The sequence below is a fragment of the bacterium SCSIO 12696 genome (assembly GCA_024397955.1).
In the GTDB taxonomy this organism is placed as follows: domain Bacteria; phylum Pseudomonadota; class Gammaproteobacteria; order Pseudomonadales; family Porticoccaceae; genus SCSIO-12696.
In genome coordinates, this window is record CP073744.1 from 78,582 (window position 1) to 104,046 (window position 25,465).

Genomic DNA, 25,465 nt, shown 5'->3' on the forward strand with positions numbered 1-25,465 from the left:
AACCTTTGGAATGCATGTGAAAGTCTCGTCCTTGCTTAAGAAAATCGAGGAGCTTCAAGGTGATACGCCTTGGGGGCATGTTCTGGATGCCGGTACAGGGCCGAAATCCCTTTCTTGGATTAGTCGGCTTCCGAGTCAAAGTTGGACAGCTGTGACCGCTCAGTCTTCCATGGTTGAAAGTGCCCGCGGTGCTTTGCAAGTGCCCCCTCGAGAAACGGATCGGATTGTCCTTGGTAACTGGGTTGATGGCTCGCTCCTTGAAGGGGAACGGTTCGATACGGTGCTTTTGGATTATTTTATTGGATCCATCGATGCGTTTGCGCCGTACTCTCAGGAAGCTCTGCTTCATCGTATTGCTGCGAGTGTACGCGGCACGCTGTATATCACCGGTCTTGAACCCTATGTCCCCGTCGTAGTTGACGAAGAAGTTGGCTCTTTTGTGGGTGATTTGGCTCGGCTTCGGGATGCTTGTATGCTGCTGGCTCGGGATCGCCCGTATAGAGAGTACCCGTCTTCGTGGGTTGCGGCGCAGCTTCGCCAGATTGGCTTCACAGTGACTCATACCAAGTACTTTTCTATTCGCTACCGTCACCGATTTCTCTCCAGTCAGCTGCAGATCTGCGAGGATCGTGTAACGCGTTTCACCGATCCCGATCTGGCAGCGGCCATGGGTAAACACATCGCTCAAATGCGCCACAGAGGTGAGCTGCTTATTGAGCGCAACGATGGATTACGTTACGGCCGAGATTATCTGATACGGGCTGTTCCCGGTTAATAGGGGGTAAAAAGTGATTATTAACTACCAAGAATACCAAGATCAGCTTCCGCTTCCTGCGACCGACAAATGGAAAGAAGGGGTCTGGGATATGGAGGCGTTCAAAAATGGCAGTATGTCTCTCATCTACTTCGCCCCACAAGGTAATGACTATCAAACGCCACATGATCAGGATGAGCTGTATATTGTTCTTGAGGGCAGTGGAAAGATCGAAATAGACGGTGTTGTCGCCTGTTTTGAAAAAGGGTCTTCGATCTTTGTGGCTGCAGGGCAAGAACATAGGTTCTTGGGCGAGCTCTCTGGCTTAAAAATGTGGGCAATATTTTGGGGGCCGAAAGGTGGTGAGTCCGATGCCTAGCAACCATTTTGAACCTCACCAGGCTTTGGGCATCTATTTAGGTTGTGATGGGGCCGCTGTTCCAGCGCCTCCTGCCTTTTTAGCCGGATTGAGGGAGTGATAACTATGAGACTGTTTGTCGCCTTTGTGTTGTTTGCCGTAATGCCATTATTGTCAGTGGCTGAAAACCGAGTTGCTCTACCCAGCGACTACCGCGAGAGTTTTGTCGAATATCTATCTTTGGATCGAGTTCAAAACCTCGATCAGTTTATGCGCTTGTTTGCGAACGACATCGCTATGCAAGGGCGAGATGAGAACGGTTTACTGCCCGATGGGGCGGTTATTGTTGCCGAAGTTTATTCTGTGCAAAAGAATGAGGATGGCACGGTAAAAACCAGTGAATTGGGTCGTAGAATTAAGGATCAGTTAATTTCCATCGCAGTGATGGAAAAGCAGGCTGAGTTTGGTCAGTCGCCCAGCTCCGTTATTAAAACCGGTAACTGGGATTTCGGGTCCTACAAGCCCAATGGTGAGGCCGCAGCAAAAAATCTGAACGAATGCCGGGCCTGCCACGCGCCTCTAAAAGAGAAGGATTTTATGTTTTCCATTGAGCACCTTCCGGGCAAATAATGGTTAGAAGCCAATATTCGTTGCCTTACTTGGGGCCACTCATAGCATGACAACTGTCTTTTTCTATGGCTTGTTTATGGATGAACATCTTTTGAAGCAGAAGGGGCTTAACCCCGAAAGCATCCGGCTTGCTTGCTTGGACGGTTATCAATTACGGATTGGGGAGCGAGCCACATTGGTGCCACACCGAGGCATGAGCTCTTATGGGGCGGTTATGAGGTTGAGCCAGCGGGAGCTGGAACAGCTCTACAGCAGTGATGGCGTTGAGGACTATGTACCAGATTCTGTGCAAGTGCGTGTAATCAACGATGAGCTCGTTGACGCCGTTACTTATGTGTTGCCCATAGAACGAATATTGGGCAGTAACAGTGAATACGCAGTAAAGCTCGCCCACACGGCCGAGGCGCTGGGGCTTCCAAGTGCCTACGTTGATGAGATAAAGGGTTGGACCTGAATGGCCAGTAAAAGCCACGGTAGTGCTATATCTAAAATTGACCTGCACGAGAAACTGGCTCTTTTCGATGACTTGTGGTCACCCAGGATCGTCGCTCAAAGTAACGGCCAGTTGGTAAAGCTGGCAAAAGGCAGCGGTGAACTGGTGTGGCATGTTCACGAGCAGGAAGATGAGTTATTTCTGGTGTTGAAGGGGCAGTTGACCATCAAACTTCGTGATGGGGAGGTCGTATTGCTGCCCGGTGATTTGTTCGTTGTCCCTAAGGGGGTGGAGCACTGCCCGGTTGCTGAACCTGATACCCATTTTATGCTGATTGAGCCAAAAACGACGCAGCACACGGGTCGTCAACAGGTGGAGCAAACGGTTGCTGTGGATCAGCAACCCTGGATTTAGCCTGCCTTTAAAAGTGGCTTTCTAACGGACAGCTAACCGAGGTGCATTGCAGGGATTGCCTATTGGCTCAGGTCGACAAGGGTTCGGCCTTGCACTTTGCCTTGCAGTATCCAATTTATGTGTTGTTCCAAGTCCGACAGTGGTACTCGCTGACACAGGCTCATTATTGAATCCGGCTTCCACTCCGCAGATAACAGTTGCCAGATGGCTTTGCGCAAATGCATAGGGCAATCTTGCGAATCGATACCTATCAGGGAAATACCTCGTAAAATAAACGGGAATACAGTCAGCGACAGGTTGGGAGAAGCGGCTAACCCGCAACAGGTAATAATGCCGTTGGCTTTAAGCGACTTAATCAAGTTTTCCAAAATCGGGCCACCGACAGTATCAATGGCCCCGGCAAAGCGGGCCTTCAGCATTGGGCGGGCGTCTTCATCGCTCAATTCCTCACGAGGGATCACTTCGCTGGCCCCAAGTTGCTTGAGGAATTCGCCACTTTTCCCTGAGATAGCCGTTACCTGGTAACCCAGTTTCGCCAATATGGCTACGGCCAGTGAACCAACCCCACCGCTGGCGCCAGACACGGCGATAGCGCCGTCTTGTGGTGTCAGGGTGCTGGTGATGTGGCGCACACACATGCCAGCAGTCAGGCCAGCAGTGCCCAATACCATGGCCTCCTTGGCATCGAGTTCATTGGGCAGTGGCAGTGCCCAAGAAGCAGGTACGCGAATGTATTCGCCAAAGCCGCCATCGGTTTCCATGCCCAGGTCGTAGCTGGTGACTATAACCGCGTCGCCGCTGGTAAATCGGTTGCTGTCGCTTTGTTCCACAACACCGACGGCATCAATGCCGGGCACATGGGGGTAGTTACGGGTAACGCCCTTGTTACCGGTGGCCGACAGGGCGTCTTTGTAGTTCAAAGAAGAGTAATTGACTCGTACCAGCAGTTCGTCGTTCAGCGGCTCGGCCATTAACGTTTGCAGCGAGCGCTGCTGTATCGAACGAACAAAGTGGCCATTTTTTTCTTCAACCACCAAGGCACGGTAGGTGTCGGCCATTAGGTTACCCGTTGCCCTGGCACCGCACCGGAGTCTGGCGTCAGCAGATAAATGCCCTTGTTGTCACCGGCTGCCAGCACCATGCCTTCGGACAGTCCAAAGCGCATTTTCCGTGGTGCCAAGTTGGCGACCATCACCGTCAAACGGCCTTCCAGGTCTTCCGGTTTGTAGCTGGATTTAATGCCGGAAAATACGTTGCGGGTTTTGCCTTCGCCAATATCCAGAGTCAGCTGCAGCAGTTTGTCGGCACCTTCCACATGGTCGGCTTTGACGATTTTGGCGACGCGCAAATCCACTTTAATAAAGTCATCAAAATTGATTTCGGTAGCCAGGGGTTCGTCGGCTAATGGACCTTCCTGAGGCGCAACATTAGTGGGTGCCGCTGCAGCGGCTGCTTGTTCTTTTCCGGCTTCCACGATGGCGTTTACCTTGTCTTTTTCGATGCGTTGCATCAGCGGTTTGAATTTATTAATAGTATGGCCCAGCAGCGGATGTAAGGGGGCCGCCCAGCTGAGTGGGCTGTTTAAAAACGCTTCTGCTTGTTCGGCCATCGCCGGCAGTACCGGCTTCAGGTAAAGCATCAGGGTGCGGAACAAGTTGATACCCAATGAGCAGATGCCCAGTACTTCGTCGCCTTTGCCGTCTTCCTTGGCCAGCTTCCAGGGTTCTTTGGCGGCGATGTATTCGTTGGCTGCGTCTGCCAGGGTCATGACTTCGCGCATGGCTTTGCCGAATTCGCGGTTTTCGTAGTGTTCGGCGATTACGGGTTCCGCATCTACAAATTTTTGCCACAGCTGTGGCTCGACGATTTGGTCAGCCAAAACCCCGCCGGATTTTTTCACAAAACCGGCGCAACGGCTGGCGATGTTCACTACTTTGCCCACCAGGTCGGAATTGACCCGCTGCACAAAGTCGTCCAGATTTAAGTCCAGGTCGTCTACGCTGTTGGTGAGCTTGGCGGCGTAGTAGTAGCGCAGGGGTTCCGCAGGCAGATGATCCAGGTAAGTGCGGGCGTTAATAAAAGTGCCTCGGGACTTGGACATTTTTTTGCCGTTGACGGTGACAAAACCGTGGGCATTCACTTTAGTGGGTGTGCGGAACTGGGCGCTGTTGAGCATCGCGGGCCAGAACAGGGCGTGGAAGTTGATAATGTCTTTGCCGATAAAGTGGTACAGCTCAGCCTCGGAATCCTTGCCCCAGTATTCGTCGAAGTCCAGGCCTTGCTTCTCGCAGAGCACTTTAAAACTGGCCATATAACCGATGGGGGCGTCCAACCATACATAGAAGTATTTGCCCGGCGCATCGGGGATTTCAAAGCCGAAGTAGGGAGCATCGCGGCTGATATCCCATTCCTGTAATCCAGATTCCAGCCACTCGCCCAGTTTATTGGCTACTTCTTCCTGCAGGTGTCCAGCGCGGGTCCAGTCTTCCAAAAATGCTTCAAATTCCGGCAGTTTGAAAAAGTAATGAGTGGATTCCTTTTCGATGGGTGTGGCACCAGAAATGGCAGACACCGGGTTGATCAATTCCGTGGGCGAATAGGTGGCGCCGCAGGCTTCGCAGTTGTCGCCGTACTGATCTTCGGTTTTGCATTTGGGGCAGGTGCCTTTGATGTAGCGCTCTGCCAGAAACAGGCCCTTCTCCGGGTCGAAGGCCTGTTTGATCTCGCGCTTGGCGATATGACCGTTATCCCGTAAGCGGGTGTAAATCAGGCTCGACAGCTCGCGGTTCTCCTCTGAGTGAGTAGAGTGGTAGTTGTCGAAGGCGATCTGAAAATCCCCAAAATCCTTCAGGTGTTCTTGTTTGATATTGGCAATGTGTTCTTCGGAACTGATGCCCAGCTGCTCGGCCTTCAACATAATGGAAGTGCCGTGGGCATCGTCGGCGCAAACGTAGTAACATTCGTGGCCGCGCAGGCGCTGGAAGCGGGTCCAGATATCGGTCTGGATGGCTTCCATCATATGGCCAAGGTGAATAGAACCGTTGGCGTAGGGCAGGGCGCTGGTAACGAGGATTTTGCGGCGGTCGGACATTGCGGGGTGATTTCTCTGTACGGTTGGAAAGACGCGCAACTATACCGTTTTTGCTGGCGATTTTCAGGTGTTGAGTATAGGTGATGAGTGATTTCCCCGAGGGGTTGAAAGCGGTAAAACACATTGTGGCGGTGGCGTCCGGCAAAGGCGGTGTGGGCAAGTCCACCACGGCAGTCAATTTGGCGCTGGCGCTTCAAGCCGAAGGCGTGGCTACCGGGTTGCTGGATGGGGATATCTACGGCCCCAGTATTCCGCTGATGCTGGGTGTCAGTGAAGGCACTCGGCCGGGTACTGCAGGTGGTAACCAGTTGCTGCCAGTTGAAGCCCATGGCCTTAAAACTATGTCTCTTGGCTACCTGTTGGAAGATAAGGCCCCCGCCGTATGGCGTGGCCCCATGGCCAGCGGTGCGCTGCAGCAAATGCTGATGCAAACTCAATGGGGTGAACTGGATTGTCTGGTGGTTGATATGCCGCCGGGTACCGGTGATATTCAACTGACCCTCGCTCAGAAAGTGTCGGTGGCGGGTGCGGTGATTGTGACTACCCCTCAGGATATTGCCCTTCTGGACGCTGAAAAAGGCATCGAGATGTTTCGCAAGGTCAATATCCCGGTGATCGGCGTGGTGGAAAATATGGCTCTGCACATTTGCAGTCAATGCGGCCACAGCGAGCCTGTTTTTGGTGAGGGTGGCGGTGAGCGCATCGCTCGAGATTACCAAACCCAACTGCTGGGCTCACTGCCATTGGATCGCACCATCCGCGAGCAGGTGGATGGCGGCAACCCCACTGTGGTGGCAGAACCGGATGGGCAGGTGGCGGCAATCTACCGCGATATTGCTCGCAAGGTGGTGGCTCAGTTGCAGCAGACAGACAGTGCCATACCGGAAATTGAAATAGAGTAAATTAGAAACTGAACAGATTGAACAGCATGTTTTTTTGGGAACTATAAACGATGAGTATCAAAGCAGATAAATGGATCACCCGGATGGCCGCTGAGCACGGCATGATCGAGCCGTTTCAGCCGGGCCAAGTGCGCGAACCCAACCCGGGGCAGGACAAGGTGATCTCTTATGGGGTATCCAGCTACGGCTACGATGTGCGCTGCTCGGATGAATTCAAAATTTTCACCAATGTCCACTCTGCAACGGTGGACCCGAAACATTTCGACCCCAACAGTTTTGTGGATGTAAAAGCCGACCACTGCATTATCCCGCCCAACTCGTTTGCTTTGGCCAGGACGGTTGAGTACTTTCGTATTCCCCGCAATGTGCTGACTATCTGCCTGGGTAAGTCCACCTACGCCCGCTGCGGTATTATCGTTAATGTCACGCCGCTGGAGCCGGAGTGGGAAGGCCACGTTACTCTGGAGTTTTCCAACACCACTAACCTGCCTGCCAAAATTTACGCCAACGAAGGTGTGGCACAAATGTTGTTTTTCGAATCTGATGAAGTTTGTGAAACTTCCTACCGCGACCGCGGTGGCAAGTATCAGGGCCAGACTGGGGTGACCCTGCCTAAGGCATAATATTAAATGGCTGCGGGCAACGAGCTACTGGCCGCGTGCAGATCGGGTTTGATTTTATGTGTCGACCCTGTAATTCGGACTAAATAAGTGCGGCCTACAGGGTGCGTAGGGTCAAATCTCCGCTCGGTCTGCTCGTGGCGCGCGGCTCGTTGCCCGTAGCTGTTAATCAATCTTCCTGACAATCAAACCACCCACCCCCAAGCCATTTTGCAGGCGTATTGCCGCTTGCTCCGCAGCTCCTTGGCTATTGTAGCCGTAGGCTCGAATGCGGTACAGGGTGCGCCCTTGGGAGGGGTAGGGTTCCACTTTTGCGTCTGCGCCCAGAGCGCTGGCTTTGCCCGCGAGCTTGAGGGCGTTGCCGCGGTTGGACAGGGAAGCGATATTAATCACCCAGCCGTTGGGTTTTGGGGCCGCTTCAGCCGGTGCTTTTGCCACTGGGCTTGGTGTTTGTTTGGCGGTTGTGGTTGCTTGAAGCTGCTTTTGCAGTTGATCCACACGCTGCTGTAACTGCGCCATTTCGTCTTTGAGTGGCTGGTTGTTTGCTGCTGGCGCGACGGGTCTTTGAAGCTTCTGAATACGATTTTCCACAGCCTGAAGATTGTTCTCCAGGCGCGACAAGCGCAGGTCTGAACCCTCTGAGTTGCTGTCTACAGAAGTCGGTTGTTGTTGCAGTCGGGTGACTTCGCTGGTCAGCTCGACCAGGCGATTTTCTACGCCAGATAGCTGAATCATGCTCCAGGCGGCCAGTAATACAGCCATCGCCAACAGTGCCCACAACGTGAGATTGCCTACACCAATAGCTGGCTGTTGGCGCCGAGCGAATTCCGGGGGTGGCGGTGCTTGTCGCTGGCTTGAAGGCTGCTGAACCGGGGCTTCTCTGGATGGTATTTCATCGCTTTGTGGCCGGGGCTGCCTGGGTGGCTTGGCTGCCGTATTTGCTGTTGCTCTAAGGTTTGTCTGTTGTGGATCGCGTTTTGAGCTGATTGTTGCCTCAGATGGTGCAGGCTTGGCCGGCTGTGGCGCTTTGATTTTTGACGCTTGCGGTGCGTTGCCGGTTTTGGTCTCCGCCGTCTTTTCAGTCTTCTGGGTGGTTAGCTTGCTTGTGTCTACGCCGGCCAGAAACGGGTTGTTCGATTTATCAATCTTCTTGTGGGAATCACTGGGCCCTTGGCGGTTGCTCTGATTATCGGCAAATGGGTTGCGTGATTCCGCTTTCGGTGGTGTTTCTGGTTTGGCAGGTTGCGATTGGGTCTCTGTGGTGTTGGCCGTTTTGGTGGCATGAGCCGGTCCGTGGTCGCGAATATTTTCCAGGCTGCGGCTCAGGTGGCGATTGCGACTGCTGTCCAGTGGGGTAAATTCGTCGTCCAGTTCATCGTCTTCAAACGGGGTGTCATCTTTGATGTGCGGTTCCAGCCGCTCGTCAGGGTCGGCAAACGGGTTTTTCTGGCGTGAGGCGGCTTTGGATTTGGGCGCTGATACGGCTTGCGTTGTATCGTCGTCAAAAATGCTCATAGAAATTACTCAAAAGAGGTAGTTCAGAAACCGCCATTTATGCCGATAGACCGTATAGCGATAAAAATAAGGTCGCAATTATTGCACATTGGGGGCGACTCACAACCATGTTGGGAGAAATTACGCTCACTGGGCTTAACTCTCAGGGGGCGATAAGCAACCAGCTCCACAATTGGCGTGTGGGGCAGATACTGGAGGCGGTGGTGCTGTCTCGGTCGGCGTCTGAGCGCCTGCAAATACGCATTGGCAATGCTCAGCTGGAGGCGCGCAGCCAGGCGCCGATTCAGGCCGGTGACAGAGTACTGCTGAAAGTGCTGAGCGCTGGCACTTCGCCGACCCTGCAGGTGGTACCGGCCGCTGTGCCCAGTGGCGCTTCAGCGGAGCTGGTTAACCAGGCACTGCGGCAACTGCTACCGCGGCAACTGCCCACAGAGCGGGTACTGAACAATTTGCTGGATATTTTACAGGGCCGGTCTTTGCAGCGCGGTGAGTCGCTGCCGGTTCGAACCCAGGGTTTGATCGAAACCGTGCTGTCGCGTATCCCCCGTGGGGAAAAGCTGGCGGATTCTGCGCGTTTGCAGCAGTTGGTGTTGGAATCTGGGTTGTTTCATGAACAGGGTAAACAGCGCCCCAACTCAGGCAGCGGGCAAGATATCAAGCAAGCCTTGGTTCAGCTGGCAAAGGAGTTGGCCCGTCAGCGCCCTTCAAGTTCTGAAAATAATGTGGGAAGGGTGACAACTGCACCGCCTGCATCGACGTCACAGGGAGTACCAAGTGCTGGAGGAGTCGCCAGTAATCTGGCCAATGCAACCCCAGCTACGCCCTTGCCCGCAACGGTACAACCGCCTAAATCTGCTGCAACGGGTGTTGCCAGTCGCTCGGAAAGTCATGGGCAGCAGGGCATAAAACCGTTACCGCAAGTGCCAGTGCCCGCAAAGCCTGGTGGTGCGGATGTGATTCAGGGCAGGGAAACGCCAGGGGCGTCTGCCAGTAGTTCGGCGATATGGAATACCCAGGATTTACAGCGCCTGGTTGAGGGGGGCATTGCACGAATCGTCTCCCAGCAGATACAGAGTTTGCCCCAGCAGGGTCAGGACGGCGCCCGATGGGTGCTGGAACTGCCGTATCTGCAAGGGGATGAATACCGCAGCTTGCCGATGGTGATTGAGCGCGAGGCCAGCCGCGATGATCGTGCTGATAATGAATCGGGCTGGCAGGTTGAGTTGGGTTTTGAATTGCCAGAGCTGGGGTTGGTAGAGGCGACATTATTGGTGCGTGGCGACAAAGTATCGGTGTCTTTATGGCTGGAACGAGCGAACACTGCCCAGTTGGCTGAAGCGGAATTGCCCGTGTTGGAAGCAGCTCTACAGGCCAATGACCTGGAAATTGGCGCTTTGATTTGCCGCAAGGGCAAGAGCCCATCTGAGGTTCATACTGGTGGTATCAGCACATTATTGGACTGCCATATTTAGTCGCTACAGGAGAGCGTAGCAATGGCCAAGCGCACAAAGCACTGCTCGCCAAAATTGGCGGCGGCACTGAGTTACGACAACAGTGTCAGTAAGCGTTCAGCCCCCCGAGTGGTTGCCAAAGGGGAGGGTGCTGAAGCGGAACGCATCGAAGCGCTGGCCCGGGAATACGATGTTCCGGTTGAACAGGACGCTATGCTCACCGCGGCCCTGAGCACAGTGCCAGTTGGTGAAGAAATTCCAAGGCAGCTTTATGTGGCTGTGGCTGAAGTGTTGTCGTTTGTGTATTACCTCAAGGGTAAAGCACCGAAATAAGCGTTTTTGATTTGTGCATCAGTTGGCAGCTGATAAAAACATCAAGAGTAGAATGAAGTAATTGTGTATTGAAAAACGACTTTGTGGACAACATATGGCAGTGACGCCGGTTATTAATTGATAAAAATCAGAATGGTAAGGCTATGAACCAGGCTATCGGCACAGTCCATGCAGAAAAAACCGAGCGCGAATTGTTGTTGCAGCGCATTGGGGTTGAATTGACCCACTTGGCAGGAGCAGGTGACAACAAGCTGGACAAAATTCTTGAGAACTTGCGTATTGTATTGCGCGATCGCGTGTCGGGTGATGATGACGCATTGAATAAAGTATCCGCGATGTTGTTTGGCTACCTTAAGGAGCGGCCCCACAAGGAAGGATCAGAAGATAATGTTCAGCCACTGGCGGATGCCTTGCAAGCCCTGTTGCAGGAAATGCAGGTCCCCATGACCAATTACAGTGACGCTCAAAAGCTGGCTGTTGCGGCCGCCAGGTCAAAGAGCGTTGCAGAAATTATTGAGGTGCTGCAGCGCGGCCTGAAAATGTTGCGCACGATTAATGAGCAGGCTGCTGACCGGCCCCCCCCCCCTAAACTGGATAATGAACCAAAAAGCAGAGGCTGGTTAAAGCGCTCATCTGGGAAAAACAACAATGCTGCAGCCACTGAAATTTTTGATGCCTTAAGACCCGTTTTGGATAAGGTACTCGATAATGTGGCGCTATTGGACGATGTGTCTCGTCAAGTGGTGATTCTAAAGGCCCAGCTGCCGACCATCCGAAGTGCAGGGGAGATGCAGCAAGTCCTTGAGCAGGTGTTGGAATTGCTTGGTGGCATTGCCCGAAATATCAGTATAGAACGCAGGGATACTCAGCAGTTTTTAGGGGCTTTGCGAGAGAAATTGCAGGGCATTGAACAAGGCATTGTCGGGACGCTCGATAAAGGTTCTTTGAGCCGTGCTGAAAGTTTGCAGACTTGTATTGGTGAGCAGGTGAGCGATATTCAACAGGCCGTCGCTGGAGAAAATACCCTGGATGGTTTGCGTCAGCTGATCGAGGTACGTGTAGAGCAAATCAGTGATACCTTGAACACCTACCTGGAAGACGAGCATGAGAAGCATCGTAGCTCCGAGCGCCAGGTTCGTGATTTGACTCGCAGGCTCCGGGAAATGGAGCTGGAAGGGCAGCAGCTAAAGGCTAAGGTACACGAGAAACAGACTGCTGCTTCGCGAGATACGTTAACCGGTGTACTCAATCGCTTTGGTTATGAAGAGCGGGTTATTGAAGAATTTGCCCGCAGTCGTCGTATTGGCTTTCCGCTCACTATGATGGTCATCGATATCGACAAGTTTAAGATAGTTAATGATACCTATGGCCACAAGGCAGGGGACTTGGTGTTGCAGAAGGTGGTGGAAGTGATTTCTGCGGCAACTCGTAAAACCGACTGCCTGTGCCGGTTCGGCGGCGACGAATTTGTGTTGTTGTTGCCGGATACCGATCTTGAAGGGGCCAAAATTGTGGCAGAGAAGGCACGTGCTGGCGTCGAGGAGTGTGGTTTTCACAGTGGTGGGCAACGGGTCAATGTCACCATTTGTTGCGGCATCACCCAAGTGCAGGATGAAGATACGCCGGAAAGCGCCTTCGAGCGCGCCGACCAAGGCATGTACAAAGTCAAACGCAACGATCGTAACGGCTGGGTTGTCGTCTGAGTAATGGCTTCGGGCTAATGGCCTTGTACTGCAAAAGGTTCTAGCCTACGCCAACTTCTGTGGTTCGTGGCGCTATAAAACACATACTCGGTCTCTTCCGTCCTGCTTGGCCCGGTACATCGCCTTATCAGCGCGTTCAATCAGTGATTGAGCATCTTCATTGTCCAGAGTGCTACCACCAATGCTGGCACTTACCGGCAAGTTTTTGCCGCAAGGGGCAAACTCCAAGGTGCGAATACCGGCCAGTATTTTATCCGCTACTTGTTGTGCACCATGGAGGTCGGTGTTTGGTAGTTGCACAATAAATTCTTCACCGCCATAACGGTAAATACAGTCAGACCCACGAATGATACTTTCCAGCAGTAGTGCCAGTTGGCGCAACAAACGGTCACCCGCCGAATGGCCGTATTGATCGTTGATGCGTTTAAAGTGATCCAAGTCTATAAACAACAGAGCCAGTGACTCTCGGTTGCGCAGGGAACGCTTGATTTCTTTAGGTAACAAATGATTCAGTGCGTTGCGATTCAATAGCCCAGTGAGGCTGTCTGTGTAGGCGCTGCGAGCCATTTGGTGGTAGTCCACCGCATTGCGCAGGCTGTGAATAAACGTGCCCAGAACCCGCTCCAAATCGGTCATTTCTACTTCCGAAAAGCGCTTTGAGCGAGTTAATTCCAGCTGCCCGAGATGACGCCCTTGTAGGGTGAGTTTGTAATTGCAACTGTGTTTGCCGCCTTGTCCAACCCGCTGCTCCAGCGCTTGCTCTGGGTGGTAGTAACTCAAGCTATCAAAGGGCACTAGGCGGGGTAATTCAGTGATCAGACGATCAAGTAAGGTGTACACATCGAGCGTGGTTTGCCACAGCTGCGACAAGCGAAGCAAAACTTGGTCATTGATTGCCGATTCTTGAGGGGCCGAGCGGGTCGCCACCTTCAACCGCTGGTTGCCATTGGCTTTCGACAGACTTTTTGCTGTGGCGCTTTTGCCGTTGTTGAACTCTGCGATATCGCTCATTGCTTTAGGCCCTTCACTCAAAAGTGGTCGTTTAATCCTCGAATGAGCAAATGCAAGCTTTGTGCCACCGAATTTCGTACTTAAACCGAGTAAGAGTTGTCTTTATGCGCTGGAAAAATGACAGGAGATGGCCGATTGGTAGGTAAGCAACTAGTGTGACAAAATTTTGACGATCTTCGGCTGGTTGGAATATAGCGGTTAGGTGGTTACTATTGCCGGCCAGATAGTATGACCCAATACAGGGAGTGTAATAATGACTTTAGCAATTGATAGTCGCCTTTTAACCGTCGTATGTTTTTTGTTGGCGATTGTTTGCCAGCCGATAGTCGCAGCCCCAGCGGTTGAAGATTACGGCTTATTACCTCAGTACCGATCTTTCTCCATATCTCCCGACGGTGAGCATTACGCCTATATACAGCGCATCAAGCAGGATGATTACGTCATTGTTGTTAACGTTAACAGCAAAGAAATGGTTCGGGGGATAAACGCCAGCAAAGTCAAAGCGCGCTCAGTGGAGTTTTTGAGTAACGAGCACGTTATTTTACGCGCCTCAAAAACTGCGCGGCGCTTCGGTATACGCGGTCACTGGGAAAACAGCCGTGCCATCAGCCTCAATATTAAAACAGGCAAATTTAAGTACCTCCTCAATGGTACTGAGAATCTTCATTCAGCTCAGTCAGGCATGGGGCGTATCGTGGGGTTCAACCCTGACAAAAACCTTGTCTATATGCCTGCCTTTAAAGATACGGGCTTGTATAACCTTTATCGGGTCAGTTTGAGTTCGGGAAAAGGTCGTGTTCATCAGCGGGGCAGTAGTCATACCATTGATTGGTTTGTAAGCAGTAATGGGGATGCGTTGGCTCGAGAGGATTACGTAACCAATACTCAAGAGCACGAAATTTACTCGAAGGCTTCAGGTAAATGGGAAAAAATTTACTCACGAAAAACACCGATTCCCAACATTTCTATCCAGGGCGTTTCGTCAGATGGAAGTCAGCTACTTTTTATAGCAGTAGGTGATGAGAATGATGAAGTTTATTCCATGGATCTTACAAATGGTGACGTTGCTGGCCCACTTTTTTCAAAGCAGGATATGGATATTGATGGATTGGTGACAGACATCAATCGCAGATTGCTGGCGGTTAAGTACAGTGGTTTCAAATCCGTTTATGAATTTGCGGATCAGCAGCTATCTGATAATTTTGAGCGGCTTAATTTCAGCTTTCCCATGAGCAACGTGACTTACCTGGGGGGAACCTCTGGACACAAAAAAATTGTTTACAAGGTTAGTGGCTCAGAAGGTGCTGGTGTCTACGGCATTTTTGATACCGAAAAAGTACAGCTTTATAGCTTATTGTCTCAGTACCCCAAGGTTAACGACATCGGTGAGTTGAAGGCAGTGAGCTATAAATCCCGGGATGGCCTGAAAATACCCTCGATCATTACCTTTCCCCCCGATAAGTCGAAACGCAAAAACTTGCCGCTGATCGTTATGCCCCATGGCGGTCCTGAATCCTATGACAAGTTGTCTTTTGATTGGATGGCTCAGTATTTCGCCAGTATGGGGTATGTTGTATTACAACCTAACTTTCGTGGTTCCGATGGTTTTGGCTATGAGTTCACCAAGGCTGGTCATGGCAAATGGGGACGTGAGATGCAGGATGATGTGAGCGATGGCGTCAAAGCCATGGTGAGCATGAAGTACGCGGATCCGGATCGTGTGTGTATTGTCGGTGCCTCCTACGGTGGTTACTCTGCGCTGGCGGGTGGCGCTTTTTCCCCGGATCTTTATCAGTGTGTTATTGCAATAGCAGGCGTATCCGACCTGCCCCGTATGTTATCTACCGAGAAAAGAGACCATGGGAAGGGCCATTGGGTTGTCAGCTACTGGGAAAAGATAATTGGTAACTCCAAAACTGAGAGGGATAAGCTAAAAGCCATATCGCCAATTCACTTTGCCAATAAGTTTCAGGCGCCAGTACTCTTGGTGCACGGCAAAGATGATACCGTTGTGCCGATAAAGCAGAGCCAAGTTATGGCCAGGGCCTTGAAAAAGGCCAAAAAGCCTGTGGAGTTTATTACTCTAAAAGGTGAGGACCACTGGCTATCCACCAGCAGCAGTCGACTTGCGCTTCTCAAGTCTATGAGTGAATTCCTGGAAAAGCACAACCCGCCGGATTAGACCCTGGCAGCCATATTTATTGCCTGTCCAAAGTGCTAAAATCGCCCACCACATAAACCGGCAGGGCACTCACCTTGGACTTTAAAGGCTCCCATATTCTCTCTATTCGCCAGTTCGAGCGAGGCGATATCGACACTCTCTTCGCCACCGCTGACAGCATGGAACCTTACGCTCAGCGGCGTAAGGTTACCCGGGTTCTGGAGGGAGCTATTCTCGGCAATATGTTTTTTGAACCCAGTACTCGTACCCGAGTGAGTTTTGGTTGCGCCTTTAACCTTCTGGGAGGTGAGGTGCGCGAAACCACCGGCATCTCCAACTCGGCGGTGGTCAAGGGCGAGTCACTTCAGGATACCGCTCGGGTACTTTCCGGTTACAGCGATATTATTTGCATGCGCCACCCCGAGCCGGGTTCGGTAGCGGATTTCGCGTCTACCAGCCGGGTGCCGGTGATCAATGGTGGTGATGGCTCCAATGAGCACCCCACACAGGCGTTGCTGGATCTATACACCATTGATAAAGAGTTGCAGGCTCGAGGCCGTAACCTGGATGGCCTGCGCATTGCCATGGTGGGTGACTTGAAGTTTGGCCGTACTGTGCACTCCTTGTGCAAGCTCTTGATGCTCTACACACGGGTAAATATTACCCTGGTGTCACCGCCGGAGTTGGCAATGCCCGCTGAGCTGGTGGACGAGATGCGCAGTGCCGGGGTGCTGGTGACTGAGACTGATCAGTTGGACCAGGGTATCGCCCATGCGGATATTGTTTATTCCACCCGCATTCAGGAAGAGCGTTTTGCCAGTGCCGAAGAGGCGGATATGTACCGAGGCAAGATGCGTATCAACCAGTCTATCTATACGCGCCACTGTGAACCGAATACTGTCATTATGCACCCGTTGCCCAGGGATTCTCGTTCAGACGCCAATGAGCTGGATACCGATTTGGACGATAACCCCAATCTGGCTATTTTCCGTCAGGCGGACAACGGTATACTGGTTCGAATGGCACTGTTTGCCCAGGTTCTGGATGTGGCTCATCTGGTGGATGAATACAGCCGCGATGTTCGCTGGCATCATCGTCGTTGTTAAATATTTTTATATAAAAAATCAATAAAAACAAAATATTAAAGCTATTTTTTAAAGTGGGGGTTAAAGTTAGATGAGCGCTGATTTCGAAGATATTCGCCCCTACAAGGACAGCGAAGTCCCTGAGGTTTTAGCGCGCCTGATTGCCGACCCCGAGCTACACGATACCATTGCCAGAATGAGGTACCCTCGACTGGCTCGCTGGTTACCGTGGTTGTTTCGTGGCCCAATCAAATCTCGATTAAAACAAGCCTTTGCTGATGCACATGATGTGGATAGCTTCCAACAAGTGATTGGCCATTACTGGTGGGGGCTGATGGAAAGGCAGACTCGGGACATCACGGTTTCCGGGTTGGATCGGCTGAGTCCGCAAACACCGTACCTGTTTATCTGCAACCACCGGGATATTGCCGTTGATCCCGCGGTGGTGGGTATTTCCCTGGATCGCAATGGCTTCAGCACGCCGCGCATCGCCATTGGCGACAATCTTCTGACCAAACCTTTTACCTCTGACCTGATGCGTTTGAACAAGAGTTTTATCGTCAAGCGTTCGGTAAATGGTCGCCGAGAGAAACTGGCCGCTTTGATGCAGTTGTCTGGCTATATTCGTCATTCTATTTGCCAGGAAAACAGCTCTATCTGGATTGCCCAGCGGGAAGGCCGTGCCAAAGATGGCCTGGATCGCACGGATACTGCGTTGATCAAAATGCTGTCTCTCAGCAAGGGCAAGGAGCAGGACTTTGCGGAAGCCATGGGGCAGCTCAATATTGTACCGGTAACCTTGTCTTACGAATTAGACCCCTGTGACGGCTACAAAGCCCGTGAACTCTATGAAGTGGCGCAGCACGGCAGCTACCAAAAGTCCGAGCATGAAGATTTAAAAAGCATCTACAAAGGTATTATCGGTGAGAAAGGTTTGGTGCATGTGGCCTTTGGTGAGCCTTTGATCCCAGAGGAGCTCGAAAGCGCCGATACCATTGCCGCTGCCATTGATCAGCATGTGATCGAGAATTATCACCAACATTGCACCAACTTGATTGCTTACAATAGCCTCCATGGTGAACATCCAAAGGTCACCGCCATGTGCGAGCACTTGGAGCTCGGTGACCAGGAGTGGGCCGAGCGGGAGCAGCAGTTCAAACAGCGTATTGACAGCTTGCCTGCAGAGCACCGAGCCATTGCCTTGACGGGTTACGCCAATTCGGTGGTGAGCCAGCTGGAGCTTGCTGACTAATAAATCTTGCCCAGCCCTTAGGGGTGCGCTCAATTAGTGTTAATAGGCCCTAGGCTCCAATAGACAACGTGCCTCTCTCTGAAGAAATCAAACAAACCATTCAAAAAGGCTATCGCGACTTTCTCAATGCGCGCGAGCTAAAGCCACGCCTGGGCCAAAAGCAGATGATTGCCGCCATCGCCAACAGCCTGGCGGCCATTGAACTGGACGGCGATAAAAACCGTATCGTGTCTGCGCAAGTGGATGGCAGTGGTCTCTGTGTGGTGGAAGCGGGCACGGGTACCGGTAAGACCCTTGCCTACTTGCTGGCCACACTGCCCATCGCCAAGGCGTTGGGCAAAAAAGTCGTGATCGCCACCGGCACGGTTTCTCTGCAGGAACAATTGGTGCTGCGGGATATTCCTGAACTGCTGCAGCACACGGGCTGGAATACCCGCTTTGCCCTGGCTAAGGGGCGCGGTCGTTATTTGTGCCCGTTAAAGTTGGAACAGTGCCTGGATCAGGCCGGGAGCGCTCAAGCTGGACAAGGGCTTTTCCCGGACGAGCTGCTGTTTAATCCCACCGCCGATAGCATCCAGCTTTACAACAACATGGCCGATGCCCTGGCTGCCGGCAAATGGCAGGGAGATCGAGACAGCTGGCCCGATGGTGTGCCCCAAGAGCAATGGCAGCCGCTTACGGTAGATCGCCGTCAGTGTGCCGGGCGCAATTGCCGCCATATCAATAACTGCTGCTTTTTCCGCGCCCGCGATGATCTGGGTGAGGCGGATTGCCTGGTTGCCAATCACGATCTGGTGATGTCCGATCTGGCCCTGGGTGGCGGTGCCATTTTGTCGCCGCCAGAAGAGACGATCTATATTTTTGACGAAGGTCACCGCTTGCCGGATACCGCGTTGCGGCACTTTGCCAGCCACTGCCAATTGGAAAGCACCGGTAAGTGGCTGCAGCAGATCGATAAACAGCTAAAAGCCAGCGCCAGTAACTTTACCCCGGTGGAGGACCTGCACAGTCTGTGTGTTGACGTGGGCCAGCAAGCCCTGGAGTGCGCCAGCCAGCTGGCTATTGCTACGCCACAGTTCAGCGAGGTAGCAGACAGAATCGATACCGCAGGTGATCAGCAGTATCGCTTTGCCAACGGCGATATCGGCCCGCAACTCAGGGATGTATCGGCTTTGCTGGGAACCCGTTTCGCCCAGTTGGAAGTGCGCCTGGAATTGCTGAACGATCGCCTCAGCGATCTGCTAGAAGAGCCCCATTGCCCGGTGCCTCGGGTCGATCTTGAGCAATTGTATCAAGCGGCTGGTGGTTGGTTGTCTCGCACCGAGTCCAGTGCAGCGCTGTGGAGCGCCTTTGCCAGCGCGGACTCCAACGACGGAGCTCCCAGTGCCCGTTGGTTATCTGTTGAAACCGGTGCTGGTGGCAATATGGATATCCGGCTCAGTTGCAGCCCCATAGTGGCTGCTCCGTTGTTGCGAGAACAATTGTGGAGCCGAGCTTTTGCGACCATTATCACCTCGGCTACTCTGTGTGCGCTGAACAGCTTCGACCGCTTTCGCGCCCACGCAGGTACTTTTTCCAAAGCTCACTACCAACAGGTGCCCGGAGCATTTGACTACGCCAATGCCGGTGTTCTGGTGGTGCCTGACATTGCCGATGCCAGCGACGCTTATGCCCATACGGATGACTTGATCGACAAACTGCCCGATTGGATTGATGCCAACGAAGGTACCCTGATGTTGTTTGCCTCCCGTCGCCAGATGGAGCAGGTGTACGACGGTTTGCCCACAACATTAACCGGACAAATTCTGGTGCAGGGAGATTATTCGCACGCGGAAGTCATTCGTCGTCATAAACAACAAATCGATGCCGGGGAGGGCAGTACTATTTTTGGCCTTGCCAGTTTTGCCGAAGGCGTCGATTTACCCGGTGATTACTGTCGCCATGTGATTATTGCCAAGATTCCCTTTGCTGTGCCCAATGAGCCGATTCAGGAAGCCCTGGCGGAATGGATAGAAAATAAAGGCAGAAAACCGTTTTTTGAAATTTCCTTGCCGGATGCTTCGTTGAAACTCATTCAAGCGGCAGGACGCTTGCTGCGTACCGAGCAAGATACCGGTAAGGTGACTGTGCTCGACCGCCGGGTTGTGACCAAAGGCTACGGTCGTCAGTTGTTGGATTCGCTGCCGCCGTTTCGACGTGAGATTGAATAATTCGATTCTGCGCACACTGATTTAACCGCTATTGCTTTGCAAAAAATAACCAGAGAGTAAAACCATGAACAATGTATCTCGCCATAACGCCAAAGCTTACTGGAAAGAAAACCTGCGTCTGATGCTCGTGTTACTCAGCATCTGGTTTGTAGTGTCATTTGGTTGCGGCATTATTTTCGTGGATGAACTAAACGCCATTCCTCTGGCCGGTTTTAAACTCGGTTTCTGGTTTGCCCAGCAGGGCGCCATGTACGTGTTTGTAGCGCTGATTTTTGTGTATATCCGCGCTATGAAAAAGCTCGATCGCAAGTACGGCCTTGAAGAAGACAGCCCCAGCTATAAAGAGAAACCATAATGAGTATTCAAGTCTGGACGTTCTTGTTAATTGGGCTGTCATTTGCTTTGTACATTGGCATTGCCATCTGGGCGCGAGCTGGCTCCACCAAAGAGTTCTATGTGGCTGGTGGCGGTGTGCCCGCAGTGGCAAACGGTATGGCCACCGCCGCGGACTGGATGTCCGCTGCCTCGTTTATTTCGCTGGCGGGTATTATTTCGTTTGCCGGTTATGACGGCTCTGTATATCTGATGGGCTGGACGGGTGGCTATGTTCTATTGGCTCTGTGTTTGGCACCTTACCTGCGCAAATTTGGCAAATTTACGGTGCCGGATTTTATTGGTGACCGCTATTACTCACAGGCCGCTCGCACAGTAGCGGTGATCTGTGCGATTTTTATTTGCTTTACTTATATCGCTGGTCAGATGCGCGGTGTGGGGGTGGTGTTTTCTCGCTTCCTGGAAGTGGAAGTGGTGTACGGCGTGCTGATTGGATCGGTGATCGTGTTTTTTTACGCCGTGCTCGGCGGCATGAAAGGCATTACTTATACTCAGGTGGCGCAGTACTGCGTGTTGATTTTCGCCTACATGGTGCCGGCGATTTTTATTTCCTTGTTGATGACGGGCAACCCCATTCCACAGCTGGGTTTCGGCAGTGAGCTGGCGGATGGCTCTGGGGTATCGCTGCTGGATAAACTGGATGGGCTGTCTAAAGAGCTGGGCTTTGCCGCTTACACAGATGGTCAAAAAAGTACCATTGATGTGTTTTTTATTACCGCCGCTTTAATGGTGGGGACGGCGGGCTTGCCTCATGTGATCGTGCGCTTTTTTACCGTGGCAAAAGTACATGATGCCCGCCGCTCCGCCGGCTGGGCTCTGTTGTTTATCGCTATTCTTTACACCACCGCACCCGCAGTGGCAGGTTTTGCCCGGGTGAATATGATCGAGACCATCAATGGCAAAAAAGGGGCGGGTACGCTGCAACAAGAAGCGCCACAATGGGTGAATAATTGGCAGCAGACCGGCCTTATTGCCTGGGAAGATAAAAACAAAGATGGCCGTATGTTTTATTCCGGTGATGAGCGTAACGAAATGACCATCGACCGAGATATTATGGTGTTGGCCAATCCGGAAATTGCCAAATTGCCGAACTGGGTTATTGCTCTGGTGGCTGCGGGGGGTATCGCTGCAGCGCTGTCTACATCGGCGGGCCTGCTATTGGTGATCTCCACTTCCATTTCCCACGATTTGCTGAAGCGCAATTTAATGCCAGAGATCAGTGACCGTCAGGAATTGGGTTACGCTCGCCTTGCGGCGGCTATTGCCCTTGCTGCGGCTACCTACTTGGGAATCAATCCGCCGGACTATGTGGCCTCAGTGGTAGCATTTGCCTTTGGACTTGCTGCGGCCAGTTTTTTCCCGGCGATTATTCTGGGCATATTTTCCAAGCGGATGAATAAAGAGGGGGCCATTGCTGGCATGCTCACCGGCATTATTTTTACGGCGGCTTACATCATCTATTTTAAGTTTGTGAACCCGGCTGTGAATAATCCCGATCACTGGTGGTTTGGCGTATCCCCGGAAGGTATTGGCACGCTGGGTATGTTGTTGAACTTTGCGGTGGCGTTGACGGTACAGTGTTTTACCGCTGCACCGCCTGCCGAGGTGGGGGATATGGTGGAAAGCCTGCGTTACCCGAAGGGGGCTGGTGAAGCGCAGTCGCACTGACGGGTTATTTAATGATGCCCTTGGTGAGTAGAATATTTCCGTACAATCGGGTTTCCCCGGTGCTGATAATCGCATAAGCACTTTTCACCCGCTCATAAAAAGCAAACCGTTCCAGAGAGGAGGGCGCCACCGGGTTGCTTTCCTGCTGTTTCACAATGTCGTGAAATTCGGTGACAATTTCCGGTGTGGCATCCGGGTTACCGACCACTTGCATGGTGTGAACTGGGTGATCTACAAAGCTATCCAGTGGCAAAACAGACAGTACCGCATTTAGCACATCGGTGGCGCTGCAACCATCCAGCCGCACAAGGCGCGCGGCGTTGCTGTCGGCGGGGTAGTTGGCGTCCACGATGGCGATTTCATCGCCATGGCCCATGGCGCGCAGGGTTTTCAATAACTCTGGCCCCAACAGCGGATTGATGTTTTTCAGCATCAGTTGACCTCCATATAATCCCGATGTGGAAGCTCAGGGAACGGCGCTGTCGGCAGTGTCTGGTACCAGAACGCCACTGAGGCGATGTCATCCTGCAAAGGCAGGTAGCGGCGTTGCTCAACATCACCTCCCCAGTTGTGGAAGTCCCGCCAACCCAGCGCTTGGATATTCACCTTGAGGCTTTTTTCAAAACGCACCGGGTCGGGGATGTGCCAGCGGTACATGCCAAAGCGTTGTTGGGCTCTGTATACACCGTCAGGGCGTTGTACTTCCGGCACGCCCGCGTAGGCGGTGGTGTACTCGCTGTAGGCGTTAGGGTGACCTTTGACGGCGACGCCAATGTCGTAGTTGAACGAGCCGAGAAAGTAGTCTTCAGTGCCGGTACCGCAAATGGTGGGGAAGTCGGTATCGTCGTCCATAAAGAACTTGATTTCTCCCTCGCCCCACCAACCGTTGTTGTTGACGCCCCAGGCCATATAGGTACCCACGTACTGCCCTTGACCGCTGACTCCGTCCAATATGGTGTGTACCTCTTTAAAGGGAACAGGGTTGGTGCGGCGGAACTGAGCGTGGAAGTAAGCGCAATCTTCCGGTACCTCGGTTTCGGTGTAATTGATCTGGTAATAGATGATAACTTTTTGCAGTGGATCACGGTTTTCCAGGGTAATGCGGGCGTTTTTGCGATAGGGCATCTCCCAGAAACAGTTGTAGGCCAGGCCGGGGTTTACGGACACTGGCAGGGAGTCCACATGGGCGTAGTCTTCAAGGCCGTTACAGAAGAAATCCCCCAGGGGTACTTCAACGGAGGGGTGCTCCTGATCATCCCAGTACATGCGCAAAATCAAATCGCGTTTTTTTGGTCCCAAAGTGGTGATCCAGATTTGCTGGATGGCGCCACCTTGTTTGATATCCGCCAGGGTAAAGGTTTGCAGAGGCTCCACTTCAACAGATGGGGATATTTTCCAGCCCTGGCCCAGGTCGCGTCCTGGCATGGCGCCTGTGCCTTCGGTAGCCATACCACCTTTGCCGGGTTCGCCGGTAAAATTTTCCGCAGAAATGGAGCGGCTTTTGGCCTTGGAAAGCCGTGATAGATTGCCCAGGTTCATGCCTAAGCCGTTAAATTGACTCATGTTGTTGATCCTTACTGATGCTGATGGGAATAAGACCGCTCAGGTGGGGAAAAACCTCTATGGGGCCTACTGAACAGTAGTGGAGCGAATCTTGGGAGATAGTTGTATTGAGGTGGTATTTGACCGATTCACGCTGATGTCGAATGACTCTTCCAGTGTTGATAGCAGTATGTCTGTTTTTCCCGCGGGGAAATAACCGCCGATGGCCATATTGCGAATGGATTCATCGACGACAATTTCGGTATCGGTATAGCGACTGACTTCCTGCACCACCTCACCCAGAGGTTGGTTATCAAAAATCAGCATACCATTGCGCCAGGAAAGCTCCTTGGTCAGCTCCTGATCCGACTTCTGCTCGACCGTTTTGACGGTGTCTGCCAGTAGAGTACGCTGGCCTTTGCCAAAGCGCCCTAAGGTTTTTTTGTCTTGGAGCTGGCTTAGTGTGGGCAAGTTGTCGGCGGCCATATTGCCTATAGAAGACAATTCTACGGTGCCTTCTGAAACAATCACTTCTACATTGCCGTCTTTCTTTATGTGTACAGAAAATGCAGTTCCGATGGCCTGAACGGCAATGTCACCAGCGTAAACAACGAAAGGCTTGTCTGGCTGGTGAGAAACATTGAAGTGCGCTTCCCCGACTTTCAAATGCACCAGGCGGGCGTTGTCTTGATAATTTACCTCGGCATGCGTGTTGGTGTTTAGTTGCAAATCAGAGCCATCAGGCAGTCCGACTGTCTTGATTTCGCCAACGCGTGTGCTGTGGCTCTCCTCATAGTGGTTCCAAAAGCCCGATTTAGCGATCAGCAGTGAAGCAATAGAAACAGTAAACAGAAGACATACGGCAATATTGAGCCTGGTGTTGGAAAATAAACCCGTGTACTTATTCACAGCTGCCGTTGACTTTGTGGCATCTGCAGTTGCCTGAGGTAGAAGCTCTGAAAGGTAATCGTCAAGGCCGTCCCAAAGCTCAGCTATCCGCTTAAACTCTTCTACGTGGCTTGGGTTTTCGGCCAGCCATTTCTTGAAATCGTTGAGTTGTCTGCCACTGGGCTGGCCATCCAGCTTTGTCGCCCAGTAATAAGCCTGTTCGGTAGTCGACTGCTCCGATCGTCGGCTTGGCTTGTTGAAATCAACGACTGTCATCCCGAACGGTATTCCATATAGCGAGTAATGTTTCCTGAGCTTGAGGTTGGATTGCTTGTCATCAGCTTATTATCACCGCTGCGCGTCATAATATGATCACAACGCCTCATGCCATTGATAATGTGTTTTTCCACTGTGCTGACCGAAATGCCCAACTTTTGAGCAATTTCCTTATGGCTAAACCCGTAGACTTTGCGCAATATGAACACTTTTCGGCATTGGGCAGGCAGTGTTTCCCGAAGCATTGTATAAAATTTGCGCAGTTCTTGTCGTGCCATCTCACGGCTTTCTACAGAAGATTTACTATCTATGACCTCTGAGGCTTCAAAATCCTCTACATAGAATGTAATTCTGCGTTTATTTTGTGATATTTGGTTCAGTGCCAAGTTTCTGGCTACTTTGAATAGAAAAGGGCGGTGAGACTTGATATGAGTTGTTTTTTCAGCCTTTGAGACGCGTATATAGGTGTCTTGCAATATGTCCTCAACGTCTTCCTTTCGTACCAACATTTTTAGCAGGTAGTGCTTAAGTTCGGCTTCAATACCGAGGAAACTGCTGAGGATGCTTGGCTTTCTGGAAGGCTTTAAGTTAGCTGCCATAATTCGCGACCCATAATTTGAAAATTGTTTTTATATAAAAAATATTACCACCTGAGGCCCATAAAAGAAATGCTTGGGGATATTATTGTTGGTTATAGGTAGAATGCAGCCCTTCACTACCCAGCTTAAGAGTAGTTGTTTGTTTAATTGTCTGTATTTAAAGGAATTTTTATTTC

The 25,465-nt window shown here is 51.9% G+C and carries 24 protein-coding genes; 16 read left to right on the forward strand and 8 right to left on the reverse strand.

Features of this window, described 5'->3' with window-relative positions; genetic code table 11:
- The first annotated feature begins 16 nt into the window (after positions 1-16).
- The 5 genes from KFE80_00410 (at position 17) to KFE80_00430 (ending at position 2,589) form a co-directional block, all read left to right on the forward strand.
- Positions 17-775 carry a class I SAM-dependent methyltransferase gene (locus KFE80_00410; GenBank protein ID UTW45433.1) on the forward strand — a complete coding sequence of 253 codons (759 nt, stop codon included), beginning with the start codon at positions 17-19 and terminating at the stop codon, positions 773-775.
- Between the two features lie 91 nt (positions 776-866).
- On the forward strand, positions 867-1,133 hold the full coding sequence (locus KFE80_00415) for a cupin domain-containing protein (GenBank protein UTW46559.1): 267 nt from the start codon (positions 867-869) through the stop codon (positions 1,131-1,133).
- Between the two features lie 105 nt (positions 1,134-1,238).
- Entirely contained in the window at positions 1,239-1,742 is a 504-nt protein-coding gene (locus KFE80_00420; GenBank protein UTW45434.1) for a cytochrome P460 family protein, read from the forward strand.
- A 46-nt stretch (positions 1,743-1,788) separates the two neighbouring features.
- A complete protein-coding gene (locus tag KFE80_00425; protein ID UTW45435.1) occupies positions 1,789-2,196 on the forward strand; it encodes a gamma-glutamylcyclotransferase in 408 nt (135 codons plus the stop codon).
- Between the two features lie 27 nt (positions 2,197-2,223).
- Complete coding sequence (locus tag KFE80_00430) at positions 2,224-2,589, forward strand: cupin domain-containing protein (protein ID UTW46560.1); 366 nt, start codon at positions 2,224-2,226, stop codon at positions 2,587-2,589.
- 59 nt (positions 2,590-2,648) lie between these two features.
- Here the strand turns inward: KFE80_00430 and KFE80_00435 are convergent, their stop codons facing one another.
- Positions 2,649-3,647: a YhdH/YhfP family quinone oxidoreductase gene (locus KFE80_00435; protein UTW45436.1), complete on the reverse strand. Its 999-nt coding sequence runs from the start codon at positions 3,645-3,647 to the stop codon at positions 2,649-2,651.
- A complete protein-coding gene (gene metG / locus KFE80_00440; protein ID UTW45437.1) occupies positions 3,647-5,680 on the reverse strand; it encodes a methionine--tRNA ligase in 2,034 nt (677 codons plus the stop codon). The genes KFE80_00435 and metG overlap by 1 nt, the downstream gene beginning before the upstream one ends.
- A gap of 83 nt (positions 5,681-5,763) precedes the next feature.
- On the opposite strand from metG, the gene apbC reads away from it, so the two are divergent.
- Together apbC and KFE80_00450 are read left to right on the forward strand one after the other, a co-directional pair.
- Positions 5,764-6,582 (forward strand): iron-sulfur cluster carrier protein ApbC, encoded by an 819-nt coding sequence (gene apbC, locus KFE80_00445; protein UTW45438.1) that lies wholly within the window; start codon positions 5,764-5,766, stop codon positions 6,580-6,582.
- Between the two features lie 50 nt (positions 6,583-6,632).
- Positions 6,633-7,205 (forward strand): dCTP deaminase, encoded by a 573-nt coding sequence (locus KFE80_00450; GenBank protein ID UTW45439.1) that lies wholly within the window; start codon positions 6,633-6,635, stop codon positions 7,203-7,205.
- Between the two features lie 162 nt (positions 7,206-7,367).
- On the opposite strand, the gene KFE80_00455 is transcribed toward KFE80_00450, so the two are convergent.
- A complete protein-coding gene (locus KFE80_00455) occupies positions 7,368-8,717 on the reverse strand; it encodes an SPOR domain-containing protein (protein UTW45440.1) in 1,350 nt (449 codons plus the stop codon).
- 107 nt (positions 8,718-8,824) lie between these two features.
- On the opposite strand from KFE80_00455, the gene KFE80_00460 reads away from it, so the two are divergent.
- From KFE80_00460 to KFE80_00470, 3 genes are all read left to right on the forward strand, one after another.
- Complete coding sequence (locus tag KFE80_00460; protein ID UTW45441.1) at positions 8,825-10,189, forward strand: flagellar hook-length control protein FliK; 1,365 nt, start codon at positions 8,825-8,827, stop codon at positions 10,187-10,189.
- Positions 10,190-10,210: 21 nt separating this feature from the next.
- The gene (locus KFE80_00465) at positions 10,211-10,501 is read left to right on the forward strand and encodes an EscU/YscU/HrcU family type III secretion system export apparatus switch protein (protein ID UTW45442.1); all 291 of its coding nucleotides are present in this window, start codon (positions 10,211-10,213) and stop codon (positions 10,499-10,501) included.
- Positions 10,502-10,644: 143 nt separating this feature from the next.
- On the forward strand, positions 10,645-12,204 hold the full coding sequence (locus KFE80_00470; GenBank protein UTW45443.1) for a GGDEF domain-containing protein: 1,560 nt from the start codon (positions 10,645-10,647) through the stop codon (positions 12,202-12,204).
- Between the two features lie 72 nt (positions 12,205-12,276).
- On the opposite strand, the gene KFE80_00475 is transcribed toward KFE80_00470, so the two are convergent.
- Complete coding sequence (locus KFE80_00475; protein ID UTW45444.1) at positions 12,277-13,215, reverse strand: GGDEF domain-containing protein; 939 nt, start codon at positions 13,213-13,215, stop codon at positions 12,277-12,279.
- Positions 13,216-13,468: 253 nt separating this feature from the next.
- Between KFE80_00475 and KFE80_00480 the strand changes: the two genes are divergently transcribed.
- From KFE80_00480 to KFE80_00505, 6 genes are all read left to right on the forward strand, one after another.
- Positions 13,469-15,397 (forward strand): S9 family peptidase, encoded by a 1,929-nt coding sequence (locus KFE80_00480; protein UTW45445.1) that lies wholly within the window; start codon positions 13,469-13,471, stop codon positions 15,395-15,397.
- 74 nt (positions 15,398-15,471) lie between these two features.
- Positions 15,472-16,482, forward strand: coding sequence for an aspartate carbamoyltransferase (locus KFE80_00485; protein UTW45446.1), 1,011 nt, complete (start codon positions 15,472-15,474; stop codon positions 16,480-16,482).
- 70 nt (positions 16,483-16,552) lie between these two features.
- A complete protein-coding gene (locus KFE80_00490) occupies positions 16,553-17,713 on the forward strand; it encodes a 1-acyl-sn-glycerol-3-phosphate acyltransferase (protein ID UTW45447.1) in 1,161 nt (386 codons plus the stop codon).
- A 68-nt stretch (positions 17,714-17,781) separates the two neighbouring features.
- Entirely contained in the window at positions 17,782-19,923 is a 2,142-nt protein-coding gene (gene dinG / locus KFE80_00495; GenBank protein ID UTW45448.1) for an ATP-dependent DNA helicase DinG, read from the forward strand.
- A gap of 64 nt (positions 19,924-19,987) precedes the next feature.
- The gene (locus tag KFE80_00500) at positions 19,988-20,278 is read left to right on the forward strand and encodes a DUF4212 domain-containing protein (GenBank protein ID UTW45449.1); all 291 of its coding nucleotides are present in this window, start codon (positions 19,988-19,990) and stop codon (positions 20,276-20,278) included.
- Complete coding sequence (locus tag KFE80_00505) at positions 20,278-21,984, forward strand: cation acetate symporter (GenBank protein ID UTW45450.1); 1,707 nt, start codon at positions 20,278-20,280, stop codon at positions 21,982-21,984. Before KFE80_00500 ends, KFE80_00505 begins: the two co-directional genes overlap by 1 nt.
- A 4-nt stretch (positions 21,985-21,988) precedes the next feature.
- On the opposite strand, the gene KFE80_00510 is transcribed toward KFE80_00505, so the two are convergent.
- The 4 genes from KFE80_00510 to KFE80_00525 all read right to left on the reverse strand — a co-directional run bounded on the left by KFE80_00510 (position 21,989) and on the right by KFE80_00525 (position 25,289).
- The gene (locus KFE80_00510; protein UTW45451.1) at positions 21,989-22,417 is read right to left on the reverse strand and encodes a ribose ABC transporter; all 429 of its coding nucleotides are present in this window, start codon (positions 22,415-22,417) and stop codon (positions 21,989-21,991) included.
- Positions 22,417-23,547, reverse strand: a complete 1,131-nt coding sequence (locus tag KFE80_00515) for a DUF2961 domain-containing protein (protein ID UTW45452.1) — start codon at positions 23,545-23,547, stop codon at positions 22,417-22,419. Before KFE80_00515 ends, KFE80_00510 begins: the two co-directional genes overlap by 1 nt.
- Before the next feature lie 66 nt (positions 23,548-23,613).
- Positions 23,614-24,690 (reverse strand): FecR domain-containing protein, encoded by a 1,077-nt coding sequence (locus KFE80_00520; protein ID UTW45453.1) that lies wholly within the window; start codon positions 24,688-24,690, stop codon positions 23,614-23,616.
- Positions 24,687-25,289 carry an RNA polymerase sigma factor gene (locus tag KFE80_00525; protein ID UTW45454.1) on the reverse strand — a complete coding sequence of 201 codons (603 nt, stop codon included), beginning with the start codon at positions 25,287-25,289 and terminating at the stop codon, positions 24,687-24,689. Before KFE80_00525 ends, KFE80_00520 begins: the two co-directional genes overlap by 4 nt.
- Between the last annotated feature and the right edge of the window lie 176 nt (positions 25,290-25,465).